Raw genomic sequence first — 18,389 nt, 5'->3', positions numbered from 1 at the left:
CCGGTGGACGTCACGGTGCGTCCACCGGCCCCGGCCGTCCGTGCGGGTCAGGCCAGGAGCTTGTCCTTGGCCTTCTGGTAATCCTCCTCGGAGATGGCGCCCCTCTCCTTCAGGGCCGCCAGTTTCGCCAGGTCGTCGACGTGGCTGCCGCCTCCGCCGCCCGCCGGTGCCGTTCCGGCGGCGTCCCGGATGTAGGACTTGAACGCGGCCTCGGACCGCTCCGCCTGTTCGACGTCCCGCTTGCCCATCGACTGCCCGCGGGCGATCAGGTAGGCGAGGACGCCGATCAGCGGCAGGATGATCACCAGGACCAGCCAGCCGGCCTTGGCCCAGCCGCCGAGGTCGTGGCTGCGGAAGATGTCCGTGATGATCTTGAACAGCAGGAAGAACCAGAGGATCCAGAGGAACAGCTCCAGCATCGTCCAGAAGATGTGGAGTGCCGGGTAGTCCACGGCCAGCAGTTTGGTGTCCATGGCCGAGTCATATCACCGCAAAACGGACATGGCCTGCTGCTGTTCGGCTGTTCCGGTGGTTTTCCGTCCCAGTGGGAATATCCCGGCGGGGAGCGGTTTCAGCCCAGCCCGGCCCGTCGGCGCAGCTCCACCGCCAGCGCGACCAGCTCGCCCCACCAGGCGTCGTGCCCGGCCAGCAGCAGCCGCTGGGCCTCCGCGGGCGGCACCGGACGGACCTCGACCACCTGCTCGCCGTCCGCCGGGTTGGTCGGCGCGGAGTCCAGCGCGACCTCGCCCCAGCCCCACAGCCAGGCCTTCTCCGGGTGCGGCTGCCACGGCCGGTACGGCACCGGGTCCTCGGTGCGGCAGCGGTGCGCGCCCAGCCAGTGCGGCTCGCCGAGCAGCCGGGCGCCCGCCTCCTCGCGCAGCTCCCGGGCCAGGCAGTCGACGATGCCCTCGTCCTGCTCCCGGGTGCCGCCGGGCAGGAACCAGTGGTCCCGGTCGTCCCGGCAGAGCACGACCTGACCGTCCGCGAAGCCGACCAGGTGGATGTTGGTGACCAGGGCGTCCGGCGGCGGCTCGGTGGAGAACTGCGCGTCGAAGCGGCCCCAGCTCCAGTACTGCGGCGCGTGCAACGCCGGGAACAGGGCGGCGAGTTCGGCTGATCTGGCAGAGGTGTCGGTGCGCTCCGTGGTATCGGTCATCAGGAGATCGTAGTGCCGGTCGGGAAACGGCGGGGGACGGTCGGATGGACGAGCGCGATGTCGGAGGTGGAGATGGCGCGCGGCCGGCGCGGACGCGCCCCTTCGGCCGGTGCGCCGACCCAACTGCCCAGCGAGATCTCGGCGGTGATGCCCGGTCCGAAGCCCGCGATCAGCCCGGTGGTGCCCTCGGGCACGCCGCCGTCGGCGAACAGCCGGGCCAGGGCGTCGAAGACGACGGCGCTGGCGATGTTGCCGCGCTCGGTGAGCGTCGCCCGGCTGTAGCGGAAGGTGGCCGGCTCCAGGTTGAGGAAGCGGCACAGGTCGTCCAGGATGCGCGGGCCGCCCGCGTGCACGATGTAGAAGCCGAGCCCGGAGACGTCCCATCCGTGCTCCCCGGCCAGGCCGCGCAGCGCGGGCGCGAGCAGCTCCATGGTGCCGGGCACCCGCCGGTCCAGCTGGAAGTGGAAGCCGGTGTCCTTCACCCCGTACGAGATCCAGTCCTCGGTGTGCGGGACGAGGTGCGAGCCGTTGCGCTCGACCTGCACGCCGTGCCCGCCGTTCCCGCGCATCACCACGGCGGCGACCGCGTCGCCGAACAGCCCGTTGGAGAGCAGCGAGCCGACGTCGAGGTCGGTCGGCTGGTAGCAGAGCGAGCAGAACTCGCAGGCGACGATCAGCACATTGGCGCCCGGGTAGGCGCGGCAGAAGTCGTGCGCCCGGTTGACGGCGGCGCCGCCGGCCGCGCAGCCGAGCTGGGCGATCGGCACCTGGCGGGTGTCGGAGCGGAAGCCCATGGTGTTGATCAGCCAGGCGGTCATCGACGGCATCATGAAGCCGGTGCAGGACACGTAGACGATCAGGTCGATGTCCCGGGCGGTCAACTCGCCGTGGGCGAGGGCGCGTTCGACCACCTCGGGGACGCGCCGCTTGGCCTCGCGCTCGTACACCTCGTTGCGGACGGTGAAGCCCGGGTGGGCGAGGGTCCGCTCGATCGGCTGGACCAGGTGCCGGGTGCGCACCCCGGTGTTCTCGATCAGCCGCAGCGCCAGGCCGAGTTGGGGGTGGTCGGCGTGCAGGGTGCGGGCCAGGGCGAGGGTCTCGTCGAGGGTGATGACGTGCTCGGGTACGGCGATGGCGGGGCGGCAGAGTGTTGCCATGGGTACGGGTCTCCCCTGGGGGCCTGGTGGCAGGCATGGTGGATGCGTGGAGCGGTGCGGACGCCGCGGTGGCCGGGGGCGGCGGGCGGCGGCGGGTGGTGGTGACGGGTGGCGGCGGCAGGCGGGGAGTCGGCTACCAGGCCACCGGCAGGGTGCGCGGGAAGCGCCAGATCGAGCCGGAGTTCCAGTCGAGTTCGGACGGCTCGACGGCCAGCCGCAGGCCGGGGAAGCGGCGCAGCAGGGTGCCGATGGCGACCTGCAGCTCCATCAGGGCCAGGTGCGAGCCGAGGCAGCGGTGCTGGCCGTACCCGAAGGTCATGTTGACGGGCCCGGCGTCGCGGTCGAGGTCGAGTTCGTCGGGGCGCTCGTAGGCCGCCGGGTCCCGGTTGGCGGTCAGGTAGGAGACGTGCACGGCCTCGCCGGCCCGGATCAGCACGCCGCCCAGTTCGACGTCCTCGGTGGCGACCCGGGCGATGCCGACGCCCTGGCGGAACGGGATGAAGCGCAGCAGCTCCTCCAGGGCTCGGGGCAGCGTCTCGGGCCGGGCGCGCAGTTTGGCGAGCTGCTCGGGGTGGGTGAGCAGGGTGTAGGTGAGGTTGCCGAGCTGGTAGGTGCTGGTGTCGTGGCCGGTGACCAGCAGGACCATCGCCATGACCGTCAGCTCGTCCGGGGCCAGCAGTTCGTCGCCGTCGCGGGCGGTGGCCAGGGCGCTGATCAGGTCCTCGCCGGGGCGGGCGCGGCGCTCGGCCGTCAGCCCGGTGAAGTAGTCGCGCAGCGCGCTCTTGGCGGCCTCCTGGCCGTCCCGGCTGCCGGGGCCCATCCGCATCATCGCCACGGCGTGGCCGCGCAGTTCGGCGCGGTCGGCGGAGGGGATGCCGAGCAGTTCGCAGATGGTGGTGAGGGGGAGGCGGCCGGCCAGGAAGTGCATCAGGTCGGCGGGGGCGCCGTGCTCGGTCATCTCGTCGAAGTAGCCGTCGACGGTCCGCTGGGTGGCCGGGCGCATCCGTTCGACCTGGCGGTTGGTGAAGCCCTGGGCGACGAGCCGGCGCAGCCGGTTGTGGGCGGGCGGGTCCATCAGGTTGATCGCCTCGGCCTGGGCGATCGGGGCGGGCGTCATCCGGGGCAGGTCGCGGCCGATGCCGGCGGCGCGGCTGAACCGGCGGTCGCTGGTGACCACCTTGACGTCCTCGTAGCGGGTGGCCAGCCAGGCCTCGCCCTCGCCGTGCGGCAGCCGGATCCTGGCGACCGGGGCCTCGGTGAGCAGTCGCTTCAGGAGGGGGTCGAACTCCAGGCCGTCGGTGTGGTGGAAGGGGCAGTCCCACACGGGGGCGGTGGTGGTCACGGGCCGGTCCAAGTGTTCTCGTCATGCCGGGGGGCGCCCGAGGTGGTGGTCACGTTCGGGCGTGGACATGCAGATGGTGCCCCATGAACTGGCAAAAAGAAGAACGTGGTGAAGAGAGTTAACTCCAAGGAGTGAGATTGGGCTGATAGTCATGCCAATCAGCCCGCAGTCAAGGGAAGTTGACGTTCAGTCGGCGCCGCCCGGCGCGACCAGCCCGGTCTCGTAGGCGAGCACCACCGCCTGCGCCCGGTCCCGCAGGTTCAGCTTGGCGAAGATCCGGGCCACATGGGTCTTCACCGTCGACTCGCTGAGCGTCAGCTCGCGCGCCAGCTCGGTGTTGGACAGCCCGCGCCCGAGCAGCGCCAGCACCTCCGCCTCGCGCGGGGTGAGCGGCGCGAGGTCGCGGTGCAGCGCCGGGCCGTCGGCGCCCGGGGCCGGGCGCGGGGCGCCGGCCGCGAACCGCTCGACCAGGCGCCGGGTGATCGAGGGGGCGAGCAGCGCGTCCCCGGTGTCCACCAGCCGTACGGCGGCGGCGAGGTGGGCGGAGGTGACGTCCTTGAGCAGGAAGCCGCTGGCCCCGGCGGACAGCGCGGCGTAGACGTAGTGGTCCAGGTCGAAGGTGGTCAGCATGATCACCCGGCAGCCGGGCACCTGGGCCAGGATGCGCCGGGCGGCCTCCAGGCCGTCCGTGCCGGGCATCCGGATGTCCAGTAGCGCCACGTCCGGGCGGTGCAGGACGGCGGCGGCCACCGCCTCGGCGCCGTCCGAGGCCTCGGCGACCACGTCGATGCCGCGCGCGGTGAGGATCATCCGGAAGCCGGTGCGGACCAGCTCCTGGTCGTCGGCGATCACCACCCGGGGGCGGCGCTCCTGGTCCTGGGGCACGTTCTCCTCCGTCACGGCCGGTCCAGCGGGATGCGGGCGCGGACCCGGAAGCCGCCGCCGAGCCGGCGCCGGGCGTCCAGGTCCCCGCCGTACACCGCGACGCGCTCGCGCAGGCCGATCAGCCCGCGCCCGGCGCCGTCCGGCCTCGGCCCGTCCGGCCTCGGCCCGTCCGGTGCGGACCGTCCGCCTGACGCGGCGGCCGCCCCGGAGAGCACGCTCGGACCGCTGTTGAGCACCTCCACCCGCAGGTAGTGGTCCGCGTAGCGCACCGTCACCTCCGCCGTCACCCCGTCCCCGTGCTTGAGCGCATTGGTCAGCGCCTCCTGGATGATCCGGTACGCCGTCACGTCGATCCCGCCCGGCAGCGGTCTCGGCTCGCCCGAGACCCGCACCTCGACCGGCAGCCCGGCGAAGGCGAACCGGTCGATCAGCGGGCTCAGCCGGCTCAGGCTGGGCTGCGGCGCGAAGCCGTCCGGCGCGGGCTCCTCGCTGCCGTCCGCGGCGGGGGCCAGCAGGCCGAGCAGGTGCCGCAGCTCGGTCATCGTGTCCCGCCCGGCCGCCTCGACCGCGGCCATCGCGGCCGCCGCCTCCGCGGGCATGGTGGCCAGCACCTCGCGCGCGGCCCCGGCCTGCACCACCATCAGGCTCACGTTGTGGCTCACGATGTCGTGCAACTCGGCGGCGATCCGCGACCGTTCGGCCTCCACGGCGGTCCGGGCGGCGCTCTCCCGCTCCCGTTCCAGCAGCCAGCCGCGCTCGCCGATGGCCGCCCGGTGCAGCCGCCGCGCCCGGGCGAGCGCCACCGCCAGCCAGCCGGCCGCCGTGCCCGCCGCAGCGGCCGTCGCGACGGCCGCCCACTCCCACCCCGTTCCCCACACGGCGACAGCCTCCCAGGTCACCGCATGATCCACATCATCCGGGGGTGCCGCCCCCGTACATCCCGGGTACTACGGCCGCCGCGGTTACACCCGGGGTGGGACGTGCCGGCGGCGGCCCCGCGCCTACGGTCGTCCACCATGAGCAACGACCACGACGGGACCTCCCGGCCGGACGACGCGCAGGTCGTCGTCGAGCTGTCCGGGGTGCACAAGGAGTTCGGCGACGCCAAGGCGCTCGACGGCGTCGACCTGCGGATCCGCGCCGGCGAGGCGGTCGCCGTGATGGGCCCCTCGGGGTGCGGCAAGTCCACCCTGCTGAACATGGTGGCCGGACTGGACCGGCCCACCGCCGGCACCGTCCGGGTGCAGGGCCAGGACCTCGGACGGCTGAACGAGAACGGGCTGGCCCTGTTCCGCCGCCGGCACGTCGGCATGATCTTCCAGTTCTTCAACCTGATCGACGACCTCCCGGCCCTCGACAACGTCGCCCTGGCCGCCCAGCTGACCGGCACCGGCGCCCGCCAGGCCCGCCGCCGGGCGCTGGAGCTGCTGGACGAACTCGGCGTCGCGCACCGCAAGGACGTCTACCCGGCCACGCTCAGCGGCGGCGAGCGCCAGCGCGTCGCGGTGGCCCGCGCCCTGATGAACCGCCCGGCCCTGCTGCTCGCCGACGAGCCCACCGGCGCCCTGGACAGCCGCTCCGGAGAGCAGGTGATGGACCTCCTGATCGACCTCAACCAGATCGGCCAGACCCTGCTGATCGTCACCCACGACCCCGCCCTGGCCACCCGCTGCGCCAGCCGGCTGGTCGAGGTCGCGGACGGCCGGGTGGCCGGCGACCGGATGCTGGAGGCGTCCGCATGACCGGCGCCGTCTGGCGTGCCTCCCGGGCGGCCGTGAAGCGCCGCCGGGTGCAGACCATCGTGATCGGCCTGGTCGTCTTCTGCTCCACCACGACCGTGCTGCTCGCCCTCGCGGTGATCAGCGCCGCCCGGGCCCCCTTCGACGACGCCTTCTCCCAGCAGCGCGGCGCCCACGTCGTCGCGACCTTCGACCCGGCCGGGGCCACGCCGGAACAACTGGCCGCCACCGCCCACCGGCCCGGCGTCGAGGCCGCCGCCGGGCCGTTCGACCAGGCCGTGGTGGAGATCCCCACCGACTGGGTCGGCAGCCCGCCCGGAGCGCTCACCCTGGTCGGCCGCTCCGACCCGGCCGGCCCGGTGGACCGGGTGCAACTGCTGGGCGGCCGCTGGGCGAGCAAGCCCGGCGAGGTCGTCATCAACGAGCCGTTCGGCGGCTTCTCGCCCGCCAACCTGGACTACCCGCTGCCCCTCAGCGGCGGCCGGACGCTGACCATCGTCGGCTACGCCACCAGCATGAGCCAGAGCGCGGGCGGCTGGGTCACCCCCGAACAGGCCGCCGACCTGCACCCCAGCGCCCGGCAGATGCTCTACCGGTTCTCCGACGCCTCCGACGAACAGCGGCTCACCTCCGCCCTGGCCACCGCCACCGAGGGCCTGCCGAAGGACGCGCTCACCAACGTCCAGTCCTACCTGGTGCTCAAGGACGCCTTCTCCGCGGGCGCCGACGCCTACCTGCCGCTGATGACGGTCTTCGGCGTGCTCGGCCTGGTCGTCGCCGCGCTGATCGTCGGCAACGTGGTGAGCGGCGCGGTCGTCTCCGGCTACCGGCACATCGGCGTGCTGAAGGCGATCGGCTTCACCCCGCGCCAGGTGGTCACCGTCTACCTGACCATGGTCTCGGTACCCGCCGTCGCCGGCACCGTCCTCGGCACCGCGGCCGGCTGGGTGGCGGCCCACCCGATCCTCCAGTCCGCCTTCTCCGGGATCACCACCGGCACCGCCGTGATCGAACCGGCCGGCTGGCTGCCCGCCGCCACCCTGGTCAGCGTCCCGCTGCTGGTGGTCCTCGCCGCCCTCCTCCCCGCCTCGCGCGCCCACCGGCTGTCCGCCGCCCAGGCCATCTCGGCCGGCAGCGCACCGCGCGCCGGGCGCGGACTGAAGGTCCAGCGCCTGCTGAGCGGCACCCGCCTGCCGCGCGCCGTCAGCCTCGGCCTCGGCCAGCCCTTCGCCCGCCCCGGCCGCACCGCGCTCACCATGTCGGCGATCGTGCTCGGCGTGCTCACCGTGACCGTGACGTCGGGACTGGGCACCACCCTGACCAGGCTGGTGGGCCACAACGACGGCCACACCCACGTCAGGGTGCAGACCGCCCACTTCGCGGGCAACAAGACCGAGCCCCGGCTCACCCCCGCCCAGACCGAGACGATGCTGCGGACCACCCCCGGCGCCGACCAGGTCCACGTCCGCGGGCTGGTCAAGGTCGGGCTGGTCGGCTTCACCCAGCCGGTCTTCGCCGACTTCCTCAGCGGCGACGGGATCACGGACCAGCTGCAGCGCGAGGTGGTCAGGGGCCGCGCGGCGACCGGGCCGAACGAGATCGAGGCCGGGCCCTCCTTCCTCCGGGAGCACGGACTCAGGCTCGGCGACCGGCTCACCCTCGACCTCGACGGCCGCCGGCTGACCGTCACCGTCGTCGGCGAGGTGGTCCAGGGCAACGCCCGGGCCTTCACATCCAACGACCTCACCCGGGCCGCGCTCACCGACGACCCGCACGCGGTCGAGTACGACATCAGCCTCGCCGAGGGCGCCGACGCCCAGGCGTACCAGCGGGCCGTGACGGCCGCCGACCCGAGCCTCTCGGCCCAGGTGTTCGCGCCCGACCCGTCCGGCCCGATCGTCGCGGTGATCAGCTTCGCCACGATCTTCACCGTCCTGCTGTCGGTGGTCGCCGCACTGGGCGTCTTCAACACCCTGCTGCTCACCATCCGCGAGCGCCGCCGGGACCTCGGCATGCTCAAGTCGATCGGCATGACACCCCGCCAGGTGGTGACGATGACGATCACCTCGGTGGCCTGGCAGGGCGTGGTCAGCGCGCTCATCGGCGTCCCGGCCGGCATCCTGGCGCACCGGCTGCTCATCGAGAACGTCGGGAGCATCCTCTTCCCGGAGTGGACGATGGACGTCTGGAGCGCCCCGCTGCTCACCGGCGTCGGCGTCGCGGGCGTCGCCATCGCCGTCCTCGGCGCGCTCGTCCCGGCCCGTTCGGCCGCCCGGCTGCCGATTGCCGAGGTACTGCACAACGAGTAAGCCCGCCGTGGGGGGAGGGTCGGTCGGATCATCCGACCGGCCCTCCGCCGTGCGCGGGTCCGCCGCGTTCCCGTCACGGAACTGACGCATGCTCAGTCCGTGTCGTGAGGACGCCTATCATCTGCGCCATGGCCACCGCTGAGCTGATCCGCATCGTCTCCCGCTCCTCGCCCATGGCACTGGCCCAGGTCGAGCGGGTCCGCACCGAACTCGCCGCCCTGCACCCGGGGCTGCGCACCGAGGTGGTGCCCGTCACCACCTCGGGCGACCGCTGGACGGGTGATCTCGCCGCCCTCGGCGGCAAGGGCGCCTTCACCAAGGAGGTCGACGCCGCGCTGCTCGCCGGGGAGGCCGACGTCGCCGTCCACTGCCTCAAGGACGTGCCCGCCGACCGACCGCTGCCGGCGGGCACCGTCTTCGCCGCCTACCTGCGCCGCGACGACATCCGCGACGCCCTCGTCCACCCCGGCGGCCTGCCGTTGGCCGCCCTCCCGCCCGGCACCCGGATCGGCACCTCCTCCGTCCGCCGGGTCGCCCAACTCGCCGCCTCCCACCCGCACCTGGAGTGCCTCCCGATCCGCGGCAACGCCAACAGCCGGCTCGCCAAGCTGGACGCCGGGGACGTCGACGCGCTGCTGCTCGCCCTCTCCGGCCTGGAGCGGATCGGCGAGCAGGCGCGGATCACCGAGGTGCTCGGCATCGAGGCGATGTGCCCGCCGATCGGCGCCGGCATCCTCGTCCTGCAGTGCCGCGAGGGCGACACCGCGACCATCGAGGCGGTCACCGGCCTCGGCCACCACGACACCTGGCGCGAGGCGGCGGCCGAGCGGATGTTCCTGCACGCGCTCCAGGGCCACTGCAACAGCCCGATCGCCGGGTACGCCAGGGCCGAGCGGGACGGCCGCCTCTCGCTGCGCGGCCGGGTCTTCACCCCGGACGGCAAGCAGGTGCTGGACGCCCACGAGTGGGCGGGCGCGCTCAGCCCGGAGGACCTCGGGACGTCGGTGGCGCTGGCGCTCAAGCGGCAGGGCGCGCAGGAGCTGATCTCCTCGATCCCGCACTGAGCGCCTATTCCGCTTCGGCCGCGGCCCGTTCGATGATGCCGGCGATCACCTCGGTCTTGGCGTCGGCGTAGTTCTGCAGGTACTCCCAGGACTGCTCGGCCAGGGCCCGCTTGGCGTCGGCGTACAGCTCGCGGTCGCCGCGGTGGCGGCGCAGCCGGTCGCGGAAGCGCAGCATCCGCCCGATCTCGGGGCATCCGGCGGACAGCACGTGCAGGTTGGCGTAGTCGGCACTGGGATCGATGGCGTACCGGCGCAGGACGCGGTGCTCGTACCAGTCGGGTTCGCGGACGGCGAGCCGGTAGCCCAGGGCTTCGAGGGCGGGCACGTAGGCCGCCTCGTCGGCGGAGTCGGGCACGATCAGCAGCATGTCGACGACCGGTTTGGCGGGGAGGCCGGGCACGGAGGTGGAACCGACGTGCTCGATCCGGTGGTCGAGGTGGGCCAGGCGCTCCGCCATGCCGGCGGCCTCCCGCTGGTAGGCCGCGGGCCACCGCGGGTCGTGGTCGCGCAGGACGATCCGGCCGTCGGGCCTGGTGGGCGCACCCAGGTTGGCCGCCTCGATCTCCTCGGTGGTCATGGGGGCGCGCGGGATCTCCTGCTCGGGCACGGCCGGCTCCTGTTCCTCGGGTGCTGGTCAAGGGGGTCCTCGTCGGGGACCGACCCAGTAGACCAGGACGCGTCGGCTTTCGCGCGGCCGTCGGGTCGGGGCCGCGTCGGCTTCCGCGCGGTCGCCTGACGGTCCGCGCGGTGAGCGGATGGTGACGCTCCGGAGGTTTTTCTCCTCCGGGTGAGAACCGGCCGGGTGCGCGGGGCGTCCGTTTGAGGCGTGATCAGTGCGGTGCTCGGCGGGATGCCGATGTTCTGGCCCGGGTTGCTGCTCTCGCTGGTGCCCGCGGCCCTGTTGAACCGGCCGGTGGGGCGGTTGCTGCGGGCCCACTGGGTGGTGGGCTTCGTCCTGCTGCTCGGGCTCGGCGGGGTGGTCGTGGCGACCCTGCTGCCGGAGGCGTTCCGGCTCTCGGAGGGCGCCGTCCGGCACTGCGCCGTGGCGGGCGGCCGGCCGCGGTCGCCGTACGAGCTGCTGCACGTCCGGCACATCGAGCTCAAGCTGGCGACCTACGCCCCGGTCGGTTTCGCGGCGGCGCTGGCGGGCCCCCGGCGGCGGGCGGCGGCGCTGCTGGGTGCGGCGGTACTGCCGTTCGCGGTGTCGGCGGTGCACTACGCGCTGCCGGCGATCGGGCGGGCCTGCGACGTGCAGGACGTCTGGGACGGGGTGCAGGGGGTCGCCTTCGGAGCGGTGGCGGGGTTGGCGGCCGGGCCGCTGGTACGGGCGCTGCGGGCGCGTTCGCGGGCCGTCTGACGGCCTGTCCATCCGGCGGTCTACTGGTCGAGGAGCGGGAAGAGCCGGGTGACGGCGGCGACCGGGCGGGCCCCGGCGGGGCGGGCGGCCGGGTCGGTCTCGCGGCCCCGGTAGCGGGCCAGCGTCCGGCGGACCTCCTCGCCGACGGCGGCCAGTTCCTCGGGCGTCAGGTAGACGACGGCGCTGAAGGCCTCGTCCTGCCGCCACTCGGCCGGGGCCTCGGCGCGCCGGGCGAGCCAGCGCTGGTAGCTCTCGTCCTCCAGGCCGCGCGCCAGCTCTCCGAACCCGCCTTCCACGGCGTCCGGTCGGCTTGTCGGCAGCCGCCAGGGCCGGGCCCGCCCGTCGGTGGCCGGGGCCTCCTCGATCAGCCCGTACCGGGCCAACTGCCGCAGGTGGAACGAGCAGAGGCCGGAGCTGAGGCCGAGTCGGGCGGCGGCCTCGGTGGAGGTGACGGTGCCGTGCTCGCGCTCGGCGAGCAGGTCCAGCAGCGCGGTGCGGACGGCGTGCTCGGGGAGGGGGCCGGTTCTGACGAGGTCTTCGGTCACTTTGCAAAGTCTGCTACTTTGCAAAGTCAGACCGCAAGTACCGTCTCTCGAAGGAGTGCCCTCCCGTGTCCGAGCTGCGCGAACGGCCGACCGTCCTGCGGATCACCGAGGTGGGGGAGGAGATCCTGAGCCGCACCTGCCGGACCGCCACCGAGGAGGACTTCGGCAGCGAGCGCCTGGCCCGGCTCATCGACGACATGTTCGCCACCATGCACGTCGCCGACGGCTGCGGCCTCGCCGCCAACCAGGTGGACGTCGACCTGCGCCTGTTCGTCTACGACTGCCCCGACGACGACGGCGTCCGGCACACCGGCCACGTGCTCAACCCGGTGGTCGACGAGCAGGAGCCCGGCCGCGCACTGATCGAGGAGACCGAGGGCTGCCTCTCCGTCCCCGGCGCGAACACCAAACTCGCCCGCCCCGCCCGCACCGTGGTGCGCGGCGTCGACCAGCACGGCGACCCCGTCGTGATCGAGGGCACCGGCTACTTCGCCCGCTGCCTCCAGCACGAGACCGACCACCTGAACGGCGGCCTCTACATCGACCGCCTCTCCGCCCGCGACCGCAAGCGCATGCTGAAGCAGACCGCCGACCGCCGGGAGAAGGTCTTCGCCGAACGCGCCGCCAGGGCTGCCAAGATGGCGCGGTGACCGAACCCGCGCACCTCGCCGCCGTCCGCGCCTCGTACGACGCCGTCGCCGCCGACTACCTCCGCCTCGTCGTCCCGCCGGAGGGCATGGACCCGGTGTCCCGCGCCATGCTCGCCGCCTTCGCGGAGCTGGTACGGGAGTCGGGCGGCGGCGAGGTCGCGGACCTCGGCTGCGGCCCCGGGCGGGTGACGGCGTACCTGTCCGGCCTGGGGCTGCGGGCCTTCGGGGTGGACGTGTCGGGCGAGATGGTCGCGCTCGCCCGCCGGGCCTACCCCCGACTGCGCTTCCTGCACGGCTCGATGGACGCCCTCGACCTCCCCGACGGTGCCCTCGGCGGCATCCTCGCCTGGTACTCCGTCCACCACACCCCGGCCGCGCAACTGCCCGGCCTCTTCGCCGAGTTCGCCCGCGTCCTCGCACCCGGCGGCCACCTCCTCCTCGGCGGCCACGTCGGCGAGGCCCAACTGCTGCGCCCGACCCAGGCGTACGGCCACCCGGTGTCGTACGCCTCGCACCTCGTCCCGGCCGGGCGCCTCGCCGAACTCCTCGAACAGGCCGGCTTCACCGTCACGACCCGCCTTGAACAGCCGCACCCGCAGCGGGAAAACCGGTCCCACGCCTGCCTGCTGGCCCAGGCGCCCGGCCGGCGCTGAGCCCGGACATCGGCGCGGCCCGCCGGACCAGGGAGAGCGTCGGGGGCTGACACACGCCGGCCCGGACCCGTACAGAGTGGATCTGTCGGGTGGGGGCAGGAGGCAGCGGGTACGCCAACGGCCCGCCGCCGGGAAGGCGGTGGGCCGTTTGAGGGGAGCTCTGGTCGGTCAGACCTCGGTGGTGGCGGCGAACTTCACGAAGGCCGCCCAGGCGGTCGACTCGAAGGCCAGCTGGGGGCCGGTCTTGTCCTTGGAGTCACGCACATGGACGGTGCCGGGGGTCTCGGCGACCTCCACGCACGCGGCATCTTCATTGCTGCTGTAGCTGCTCTTGAACCACGTCAGCTCGGCCATGCTCATCGCTCTCCCAGGATCATTTCGATCAAGGCCAAGGACTCCCTCATGGTGAGCGCCTGCCCCCTGAGAGTGCCGTACCGTGCGGCCATCTTACGGACTTCTTCCGGCTCCGTGATCAGCCTGTTGACGTGCTGGACCGCAACGTACGCGATCTGCGGCCGTCCGTTCGGTGTGAGGAGGACGAACGAACCCCCCATACCGGCGTTCTCGGTCCTGTCGAGCGGCATGACCTGCAACTCCAGGCCCCGGATCTCGGCGACTTTGAGCAGGTGGCGCAACTGCTCCCGGTGAACGTCCCAGCCGCCCAGCGGACGACGCAGGGCGCTTTCGTCGATCACCCAACTCATGACCGGCAAGGGCCAGCGAGTGAGGATCTGCTGCCGCTCCAACCTCGCGGCAACCCACTGGTCGACCTGCTCCACGGAGAGCCACGGCCTGCGCATGTCGAACAGTGCTCGTGCATGGGCCTCCGTTTGGAGAAGCCCAGGAATGTGGAGGCTGCTGTACTCGTGGATCTCGATCGCCTTCCACTCTTCCTGGGTGAAGGCCTTGTTGTAGGCGGGGTGCCTCTCGGACACGCGCACCTTCGCCTTCATCACGTCGTCCGCGACGACCTTGAGCAGCCCGCCTGCGTCAAGGGCGTCGTCCACCACCGTCAGGTACTCGATCCTCGGGGTCCGCACGCCCCGCTCCACGGCCCCGACGTGGTCTTCGCTGTAGCCGGTGGTCTTGGCCAGCTGCTTCTGCGTGATTCCCGCCCGCTCGCGGAGGAGTTTGATCATCTTTCCGACCGCGCTGTAGAACTCCGCGACGCCGTCGAAGCCCTCCGCCGTCTCGCCGTCCTCGAAGACGGTTCCCTCAAGGCTCATCGCAGTCCATCTCTTTCGATCTTGGGTCGACCGGCAGGCCAACTATGCGCACCCGTACAGATACTCTCTGTGTCCGCCGGGCTGCTGGTCAGCGTACGTCCGCCCGACCACGCTTTACTCCCATGACGACCGAAACCCCCCTCGAAGACCCCCGGTCCCGTACCGCCCTCTTCGCCGCCACCCCCAAGGGCGCCGCCATCTGCCGGCGCCTGGCGAGGCGTCAACTCACCCACTGGGGGCTGGACTCCACGCACACCGAGCCGTTCCACTGCGCGCTGCTGATCGTCACGGAGCTGGCCGCCAACGCGATCACGCACGGACGCGTTCCGGGGCGCGGGTTCGAGCTTCACCTCTCCCTCACCACCTCCGTGCGCCGGGGCACCACCCTTCGCATCGAGATCAGCGACCCCCGGGGTGACAGACTCCCCGTCCTCCCCACCGTCCACACCCCCAGTGCCCAGACCGGACGCGGCCTCACCCTCATCGACGCCCTCAGCCACCGCTGGGGCACCATCCCCCGCCACCCCAACTCCAAGACCGTGTGGGCCGAACTCGACCTCGTCGCGCCCGCCGCGCCCGATGTCCCCGATGCCCCCTGAACCCCGCGATAGCCCAACACCCCACTGAACCAACAGGAGTGGGAAGTCGACCCCTCCGACTTCCCACTCCTCTCGCTTCCTCGCCGACGCCCACCGCCGGTCCGGGGACATCCCAGGTTTGTGGGATACCCCCAGGTCGAGGGGCATTGCCAGGATGTGGCGCACGGAGCCGACCACTCCGGCCGGGCTCCGTCGGAGCGTCCGGCCGTCTCGAAAGAGGGATCCACACCCATGAAGATCCGCCGACTTGTCGCCGCCTCGGCCGTAGCCGCCGTGCTGGCCCCGGTGCTCGTCCTGGCCACCGGGACCCAGGCGAACGCCTACCCGCGGCAGCTGTCGAAGAGGGAGCAGTGCACCGCGGCGTGGAACGTCAACTACTGGTCCGGCGGCGCGTCCTTCGCTCGCGGCCAGTGGGCCGCCTGTATGGCGGGCTGACCGCCTCCCGCGGCCCCCGGCCTCGGCCGGGGGCCGCGACCCGCAGACCACTGTCGCCCGGCGTGTCGGTGACGTCGGCGCCCCCGTGCTCCGGTCCACCGCGGGGACCGTGCCGACAAATTCGCTGTCCGGTGGCCGGAGTGCCGTGATACACAATCCGGCGTGCAGAACATAGTGGAGTTTCCCGAGGTCCTGAGGCTGATCGAGGACCGGTCGGCCGCTTTCCGCGCCGCGATCGCGGCCGCCCCCGACCTCGACGTCCAGGTCCCGACCTGCCCGGACTGGACGCTGCGTGAACTGGCGCAGCACCTCGGCGACGGCCGCCGCCGCCAGGCCGCCATCGTCGCGGCGGGCCCGGGCGCCGAGCCCCCGGCGAAGACGTCCCCGAAGGGCGCCCCGACCGCGCCCCGTGACCGCGAAGCCCTGGACGCCTGGCTCGCCGAGTCGACCGGGCTCATGCTCGACGCTCTGCGCGAGGCCGGTCCGGACCGCGGCTGCTGGACCTGGTGGGGCCGTTCGCAGGCCCCGGAGACCAGCGGAGCCCTGGCCCGGCACCAGATCCAGGAGATCGCCGTCCACACCTACGACGTCCAGCTCATCCTGGGCGCCGCACAGCCGCTGCCGGCGGACGTCGCGGTCGAGGGCGTCGACGAGTTCCTGACGACCGTCTCGGCGACGACCGTCCCCTGGCCGTTCAAGCCGGCGACCATCGACCTGCACGCGGCCGAGGGCCGCTCCTGGCGCCTGACCCTCGACGCCTCCGGCGTCCGCTGCGACGGCCTCGCCGCCGACGCGGAGCCGGGCGACATGGTGATGCGCGGGGCGGCGAGCGACCTGGTCCTCTACTTCTACGACCGCATCCCGCTCGACAGCCTGGACAACTCCGGCACCACCGAGCCGATGGAGCAGCTCGCGGAGTGGGACCCGACCGCGTAGAGGCGGCATCCGGTGGGCTGGCAATCGGCGAGAGGGCGGGCGATGGCCGAGGCGTGGGACCGACTGCGGGCGATCATGGGGGAGCCGGTGTACGCCCCGGCGCGGGTTCCGTGGGAGTCGGCGCCTGCCGAGCTGGGGGTCCAACTGCCCTCGGACTACCGGGCGTTCATCGACCTGTACGGCGGAGTGAACCTGAACGGCGAGTGGGGTGTGTACACGCCGACGGAGACGCCGGTCCACGCCGGCGAGCCGACCGGTCTGGCGGGATGGCGCTTCAGGACCGACACCGATCTCCGCGATCAGCTCGAAGGCGAAGAGGTGTGGTGGGAGCTGCCGGGCCCCACCCCGGTGTTCCCGGACCCGGGCGGCCTGCTGCCCTGGGGCTGGAACAGCAACCACAACCAGTGCTGCTGGCTGACCACCGGTCCGGACCCCGAGCAGTGGCCGGTGGCGGTGTTCTACGAGGACCGGCTCGACCACTTCGACGGTGGTTTCGCGGAGTTCCTGGTCACCGTGCTGACCGGCGGCTACGCGGCGGAGGACGAGTTGCTGGTGCGCGCGGACCCTGCCGTGTGGGGGCCGCAGCCGGCCCGGCCCCTCTGGTCGCCGAAGGGGGACTGGGCGGGCAGAAACTGGGGCGCCGAGTGGGGGATCGACGGATTCCTCACGGCGCCCGGGTCGACGGAGATGCCCTGGGTCAGGACGTGAGGGCGCCGCACGCACGCGCACCGCGGACGGGAGGCGGTTCCCGGTGAAGCGCCCTTACTGGCAGCCGTACTGGTGGCGGCTGCGGTTCCGTGCGGACGGCGAGCCGGAGTTCGCGGTGCTGGGGCCCGAGCCGGTCAACCGGGTTCCGAACGACGCGCTGAGGAACGTGCCCCTGGAGGTGTGGGCGGACGCGCTGCTGGAGGAGGCGCCCGACGAGCTCGACGACCTGCGCGGCGAGCTGCTCCTGGAGTGCTTCACGGAGCCCGCTCCCACGGAGGGCACCCCGCCGGTGTACTCGCGCCAGGTCCGGCTGCCGGGCCCCGCCCTGCCTCCGTACCCCGGGAGGCGGCTCTCCTGAGTCGCCACCCCGGCGCCACTCCCCGGCCGCGGAGCGCTGCGTCGCTCGTGCTGAGGACGATCGTGGACCGGGGAGGTCTCAGGCCGGCGGGTGTCGGTCCCCGGTCGCACCGCTGGGGCCGGGTCCGTTCCCGGGTGGCGCGGTCGGTGCCACGCGCTCCCGTAGCTCTCGCAGGTCCGCCGGGGTGTTGACCGCGCACCAGTAGCCCTCGGCGCGGTATCCCGCCAGCTGCCGCAGCCGCACCAGGTGCGGCAGGGTCGTGGTCGCGTGGTCCCCCCGGTCCGGCAGCAGGGGGACGACCCCGGGCGCGAAGGCGTACACGCCGCCGTTGACCGTGCAGGCGGGTGGGGGCGGTGCGGCGAGCTCGGCGACCCGGCCCAGGGCGTCGCAGCGGACCGTGCCCCGGGGCAGCCGGGGCGGGACCAGGGCGACCGTGGCCAGCGCCCCGCAGCGCAGGTGGTGGGCGCCCAGCGGGGTGAGCGGGAAGTCGGCCCAGATGTCGCCGTAGACGGCGAACCACGGGTCCCGCGGCGCCGGTAGCGCGCGGGCGGCGAGTTTCAGCCCGCCGCCCCGGCCCAGCGGGGTGGACTCCACGACCACGGTGGTGCGGACGGGCAAGGGCGCCGTGCGGACGTAGTCGGTGATCACCTGGGAGCGGTAGCCCGCCGAGACGACCACCGTCTCCACGCCCGCGTCGGCGAACCGGTCGAGCTGGTGGCGCAGCAGCGGTGCGCCGTCGACCTCGACCATCGCCTTGGGGCGCAGGTCCGTGTGCGGGGCGAGCCGTCTGCCGCGTCCGCCTGCCAGGATCACGGCTTGGCGGATCGGGAAGCACGTGTCCGGCGATGGCATTCCCGACCTCCCGGGAGCGACGGCACGGCTTCGGAGCCCCGGCCACGCGGTGCGGACGGAGCGTACGAATGCGACGAGGGTGGCCCCGACGCGCCGCTGGAGAGGCAACCGATCCGATCGCCGTGAAGTCACGCCGATGAGCGGGTGATCGGTGTGATCGGTGCTCCCGTCCTGCGGAGTGATCAGTCCGGTCCACAGATGTCCGAGTCGGACTCCGCCCACAGCCTCCTGTGTCGCGCCTCCGGGACAACCCTGACGGAAGATCAGGGGACGGCGGCTCCCCGCCCCTGATGCCCCGGGCGAGCGGGATCGGAAGACTCGTCGTCGGCGGGGGGGCCCAACCCCCCCCCCACCCTACACGCGAGCTAGGCCGCCCACCCCACAAAAGACACAACAACCCCACCCCACGGGAGGGCAA

At 73.0% G+C, this 18,389-nt stretch carries 22 protein-coding genes; 11 read left to right on the top strand and 11 right to left on the bottom strand.

Annotated elements, in window-relative coordinates:
• Positions 1 to 47 precede the first annotated feature (47 nt).
• The 6 genes from ACFCY1_RS18795 to ACFCY1_RS18770 all read right to left on the bottom strand — a co-directional run bounded on the left by ACFCY1_RS18795 (position 48) and on the right by ACFCY1_RS18770 (position 5,439).
• Positions 48 to 473 (bottom strand): PLDc N-terminal domain-containing protein, encoded by a 426-nt coding sequence (locus tag ACFCY1_RS18795; RefSeq protein WP_375875270.1) that lies wholly within the window; start codon positions 471 to 473, stop codon positions 48 to 50.
• Between the two features lie 98 nt (positions 474 to 571).
• Positions 572 to 1,156, bottom strand: a complete 585-nt coding sequence (locus tag ACFCY1_RS18790; RefSeq protein ID WP_082346158.1) for an NUDIX hydrolase — start codon at positions 1,154 to 1,156, stop codon at positions 572 to 574.
• Entirely contained in the window at positions 1,156 to 2,313 is a 1,158-nt protein-coding gene (locus ACFCY1_RS18785; RefSeq protein WP_375875269.1) for a type III polyketide synthase, read from the bottom strand. The genes ACFCY1_RS18790 and ACFCY1_RS18785 overlap by 1 nt, the downstream gene beginning before the upstream one ends.
• 133 nt (positions 2,314 to 2,446) lie before the next feature.
• Positions 2,447 to 3,655 (bottom strand): cytochrome P450, encoded by a 1,209-nt coding sequence (locus ACFCY1_RS18780; RefSeq protein WP_375875268.1) that lies wholly within the window; start codon positions 3,653 to 3,655, stop codon positions 2,447 to 2,449.
• Positions 3,656 to 3,841: 186 nt separating this feature from the next.
• The gene (locus tag ACFCY1_RS18775; protein WP_082346159.1) at positions 3,842 to 4,555 is read right to left on the bottom strand and encodes a response regulator transcription factor; all 714 of its coding nucleotides are present in this window, start codon (positions 4,553 to 4,555) and stop codon (positions 3,842 to 3,844) included.
• Positions 4,552 to 5,439, bottom strand: coding sequence for a sensor histidine kinase (locus ACFCY1_RS18770; protein WP_375875267.1), 888 nt, complete (start codon positions 5,437 to 5,439; stop codon positions 4,552 to 4,554). The genes ACFCY1_RS18775 and ACFCY1_RS18770 overlap by 4 nt, the downstream gene beginning before the upstream one ends.
• Before the next feature lie 117 nt (positions 5,440 to 5,556).
• Here ACFCY1_RS18770 and ACFCY1_RS18765 point away from each other — a divergent pair, with 117 nt between their 5' ends.
• The 3 genes from ACFCY1_RS18765 (at position 5,557) to hemC (ending at position 9,652) form a co-directional block, all read left to right on the top strand.
• Positions 5,557 to 6,282, top strand: a complete 726-nt coding sequence (locus ACFCY1_RS18765; RefSeq protein WP_049651382.1) for an ABC transporter ATP-binding protein — start codon at positions 5,557 to 5,559, stop codon at positions 6,280 to 6,282.
• A complete protein-coding gene (locus ACFCY1_RS18760) occupies positions 6,279 to 8,588 on the top strand; it encodes an FtsX-like permease family protein (RefSeq protein ID WP_375875266.1) in 2,310 nt (769 codons plus the stop codon). Before ACFCY1_RS18765 ends, ACFCY1_RS18760 begins: the two co-directional genes overlap by 4 nt.
• Positions 8,589 to 8,716: 128 nt before the next feature.
• Positions 8,717 to 9,652: a hydroxymethylbilane synthase gene (hemC, locus tag ACFCY1_RS18755; RefSeq protein ID WP_049651384.1), complete on the top strand. Its 936-nt coding sequence runs from the start codon at positions 8,717 to 8,719 to the stop codon at positions 9,650 to 9,652.
• A 4-nt stretch (positions 9,653 to 9,656) separates the two neighbouring features.
• On the opposite strand, the gene ACFCY1_RS18750 is transcribed toward hemC, so the two are convergent.
• A complete protein-coding gene (locus ACFCY1_RS18750) occupies positions 9,657 to 10,259 on the bottom strand; it encodes a GrpB family protein (protein ID WP_375875265.1) in 603 nt (200 codons plus the stop codon).
• A 219-nt stretch (positions 10,260 to 10,478) separates the two neighbouring features.
• Between ACFCY1_RS18750 and ACFCY1_RS18745 the strand changes: the two genes are divergently transcribed.
• Positions 10,479 to 11,009 (top strand): hypothetical protein, encoded by a 531-nt coding sequence (locus tag ACFCY1_RS18745; protein WP_375875264.1) that lies wholly within the window; start codon positions 10,479 to 10,481, stop codon positions 11,007 to 11,009.
• 20 nt (positions 11,010 to 11,029) lie between these two features.
• Here the strand turns inward: ACFCY1_RS18745 and ACFCY1_RS18740 are convergent, their stop codons facing one another.
• Positions 11,030 to 11,554 (bottom strand): ArsR/SmtB family transcription factor, encoded by a 525-nt coding sequence (locus tag ACFCY1_RS18740; RefSeq protein WP_375875263.1) that lies wholly within the window; start codon positions 11,552 to 11,554, stop codon positions 11,030 to 11,032.
• Positions 11,555 to 11,619: 65 nt separating this feature from the next.
• Here ACFCY1_RS18740 and def point away from each other — a divergent pair, with 65 nt between their 5' ends.
• Positions 11,620 to 12,204: a peptide deformylase gene (gene def / locus ACFCY1_RS18735; RefSeq protein ID WP_074002221.1), complete on the top strand. Its 585-nt coding sequence runs from the start codon at positions 11,620 to 11,622 to the stop codon at positions 12,202 to 12,204.
• The gene (locus ACFCY1_RS18730) at positions 12,201 to 12,857 is read left to right on the top strand and encodes a class I SAM-dependent methyltransferase (RefSeq protein ID WP_375875262.1); all 657 of its coding nucleotides are present in this window, start codon (positions 12,201 to 12,203) and stop codon (positions 12,855 to 12,857) included. Before def ends, ACFCY1_RS18730 begins: the two co-directional genes overlap by 4 nt.
• Positions 12,858 to 13,025: 168 nt before the next feature.
• Here the strand turns inward: ACFCY1_RS18730 and ACFCY1_RS18725 are convergent, their stop codons facing one another.
• A complete protein-coding gene (locus ACFCY1_RS18725) occupies positions 13,026 to 13,217 on the bottom strand; it encodes a DUF397 domain-containing protein (protein WP_375875261.1) in 192 nt (63 codons plus the stop codon).
• Positions 13,214 to 14,083 (bottom strand): helix-turn-helix transcriptional regulator, encoded by an 870-nt coding sequence (locus ACFCY1_RS18720; protein ID WP_049651390.1) that lies wholly within the window; start codon positions 14,081 to 14,083, stop codon positions 13,214 to 13,216. The genes ACFCY1_RS18725 and ACFCY1_RS18720 overlap by 4 nt, the downstream gene beginning before the upstream one ends.
• 122 nt (positions 14,084 to 14,205) lie before the next feature.
• On the opposite strand from ACFCY1_RS18720, the gene ACFCY1_RS18715 reads away from it, so the two are divergent.
• The 5 genes from ACFCY1_RS18715 to ACFCY1_RS18695 all read left to right on the top strand — a co-directional run bounded on the left by ACFCY1_RS18715 (position 14,206) and on the right by ACFCY1_RS18695 (position 17,119).
• On the top strand, positions 14,206 to 14,682 hold the full coding sequence (locus ACFCY1_RS18715; protein WP_375875260.1) for an ATP-binding protein: 477 nt from the start codon (positions 14,206 to 14,208) through the stop codon (positions 14,680 to 14,682).
• 231 nt (positions 14,683 to 14,913) lie between these two features.
• Positions 14,914 to 15,117 (top strand): hypothetical protein, encoded by a 204-nt coding sequence (locus ACFCY1_RS18710; RefSeq protein ID WP_049651392.1) that lies wholly within the window; start codon positions 14,914 to 14,916, stop codon positions 15,115 to 15,117.
• 162 nt (positions 15,118 to 15,279) lie between these two features.
• The gene (locus tag ACFCY1_RS18705) at positions 15,280 to 16,053 is read left to right on the top strand and encodes a maleylpyruvate isomerase family mycothiol-dependent enzyme (RefSeq protein ID WP_074002226.1); all 774 of its coding nucleotides are present in this window, start codon (positions 15,280 to 15,282) and stop codon (positions 16,051 to 16,053) included.
• Positions 16,054 to 16,095: 42 nt separating this feature from the next.
• Positions 16,096 to 16,761 (top strand): SMI1/KNR4 family protein, encoded by a 666-nt coding sequence (locus ACFCY1_RS18700; protein ID WP_375875259.1) that lies wholly within the window; start codon positions 16,096 to 16,098, stop codon positions 16,759 to 16,761.
• A gap of 43 nt (positions 16,762 to 16,804) precedes the next feature.
• Positions 16,805 to 17,119 (top strand): hypothetical protein, encoded by a 315-nt coding sequence (locus ACFCY1_RS18695; RefSeq protein WP_375875258.1) that lies wholly within the window; start codon positions 16,805 to 16,807, stop codon positions 17,117 to 17,119.
• A 78-nt stretch (positions 17,120 to 17,197) separates the two neighbouring features.
• On the opposite strand, the gene ACFCY1_RS18690 is transcribed toward ACFCY1_RS18695, so the two are convergent.
• Positions 17,198 to 17,932: a nucleotidyltransferase family protein gene (locus ACFCY1_RS18690; RefSeq protein WP_074002229.1), complete on the bottom strand. Its 735-nt coding sequence runs from the start codon at positions 17,930 to 17,932 to the stop codon at positions 17,198 to 17,200.
• Between the last annotated feature and the right edge of the window lie 457 nt (positions 17,933 to 18,389).

Source organism: Kitasatospora sp. NPDC056273 (assembly GCF_042268845.1).
Classification (GTDB): Bacteria; Actinomycetota; Actinomycetes; order Streptomycetales; family Streptomycetaceae; genus Kitasatospora.
Note: the sequence above shows the minus strand (reverse complement) of the source record. Positions and strands in the feature narration are given on the sequence as shown.

Bases quoted from the DNA above. Each gene is read 5' to 3' on its own strand.
- ACFCY1_RS18790 (WP_082346158.1), bottom strand. From the start codon at position 1,156: ATGACCGATACCACGGAGCGCACCGACACCTCTGCCAGATCAGCCGAA.
- hemC (WP_049651384.1), top strand. From the start codon at position 8,717: ATGGCCACCGCTGAGCTGATCCGCATCGTCTCCCGCTCCTCGCCCATG.
- ACFCY1_RS18785 (WP_375875269.1), bottom strand. From the start codon at position 2,313: ATGGCAACACTCTGCCGCCCCGCCATCGCCGTACCCGAGCACGTCATC.
- ACFCY1_RS18720 (WP_049651390.1), bottom strand. From the start codon at position 14,083: ATGAGCCTTGAGGGAACCGTCTTCGAGGACGGCGAGACGGCGGAGGGC.
- ACFCY1_RS18795 (WP_375875270.1), bottom strand. From the start codon at position 473: ATGGACACCAAACTGCTGGCCGTGGACTACCCGGCACTCCACATCTTC.
- ACFCY1_RS18710 (WP_049651392.1), top strand. From the start codon at position 14,914: ATGAAGATCCGCCGACTTGTCGCCGCCTCGGCCGTAGCCGCCGTGCTG.
- ACFCY1_RS18700 (WP_375875259.1), top strand. From the start codon at position 16,096: ATGGCCGAGGCGTGGGACCGACTGCGGGCGATCATGGGGGAGCCGGTG.
- ACFCY1_RS18725 (WP_375875261.1), bottom strand. From the start codon at position 13,217: ATGAGCATGGCCGAGCTGACGTGGTTCAAGAGCAGCTACAGCAGCAAT.
- ACFCY1_RS18715 (WP_375875260.1), top strand. From the start codon at position 14,206: ATGACGACCGAAACCCCCCTCGAAGACCCCCGGTCCCGTACCGCCCTC.
- ACFCY1_RS18760 (WP_375875266.1), top strand. From the start codon at position 6,279: ATGACCGGCGCCGTCTGGCGTGCCTCCCGGGCGGCCGTGAAGCGCCGC.
- ACFCY1_RS18765 (WP_049651382.1), top strand. From the start codon at position 5,557: ATGAGCAACGACCACGACGGGACCTCCCGGCCGGACGACGCGCAGGTC.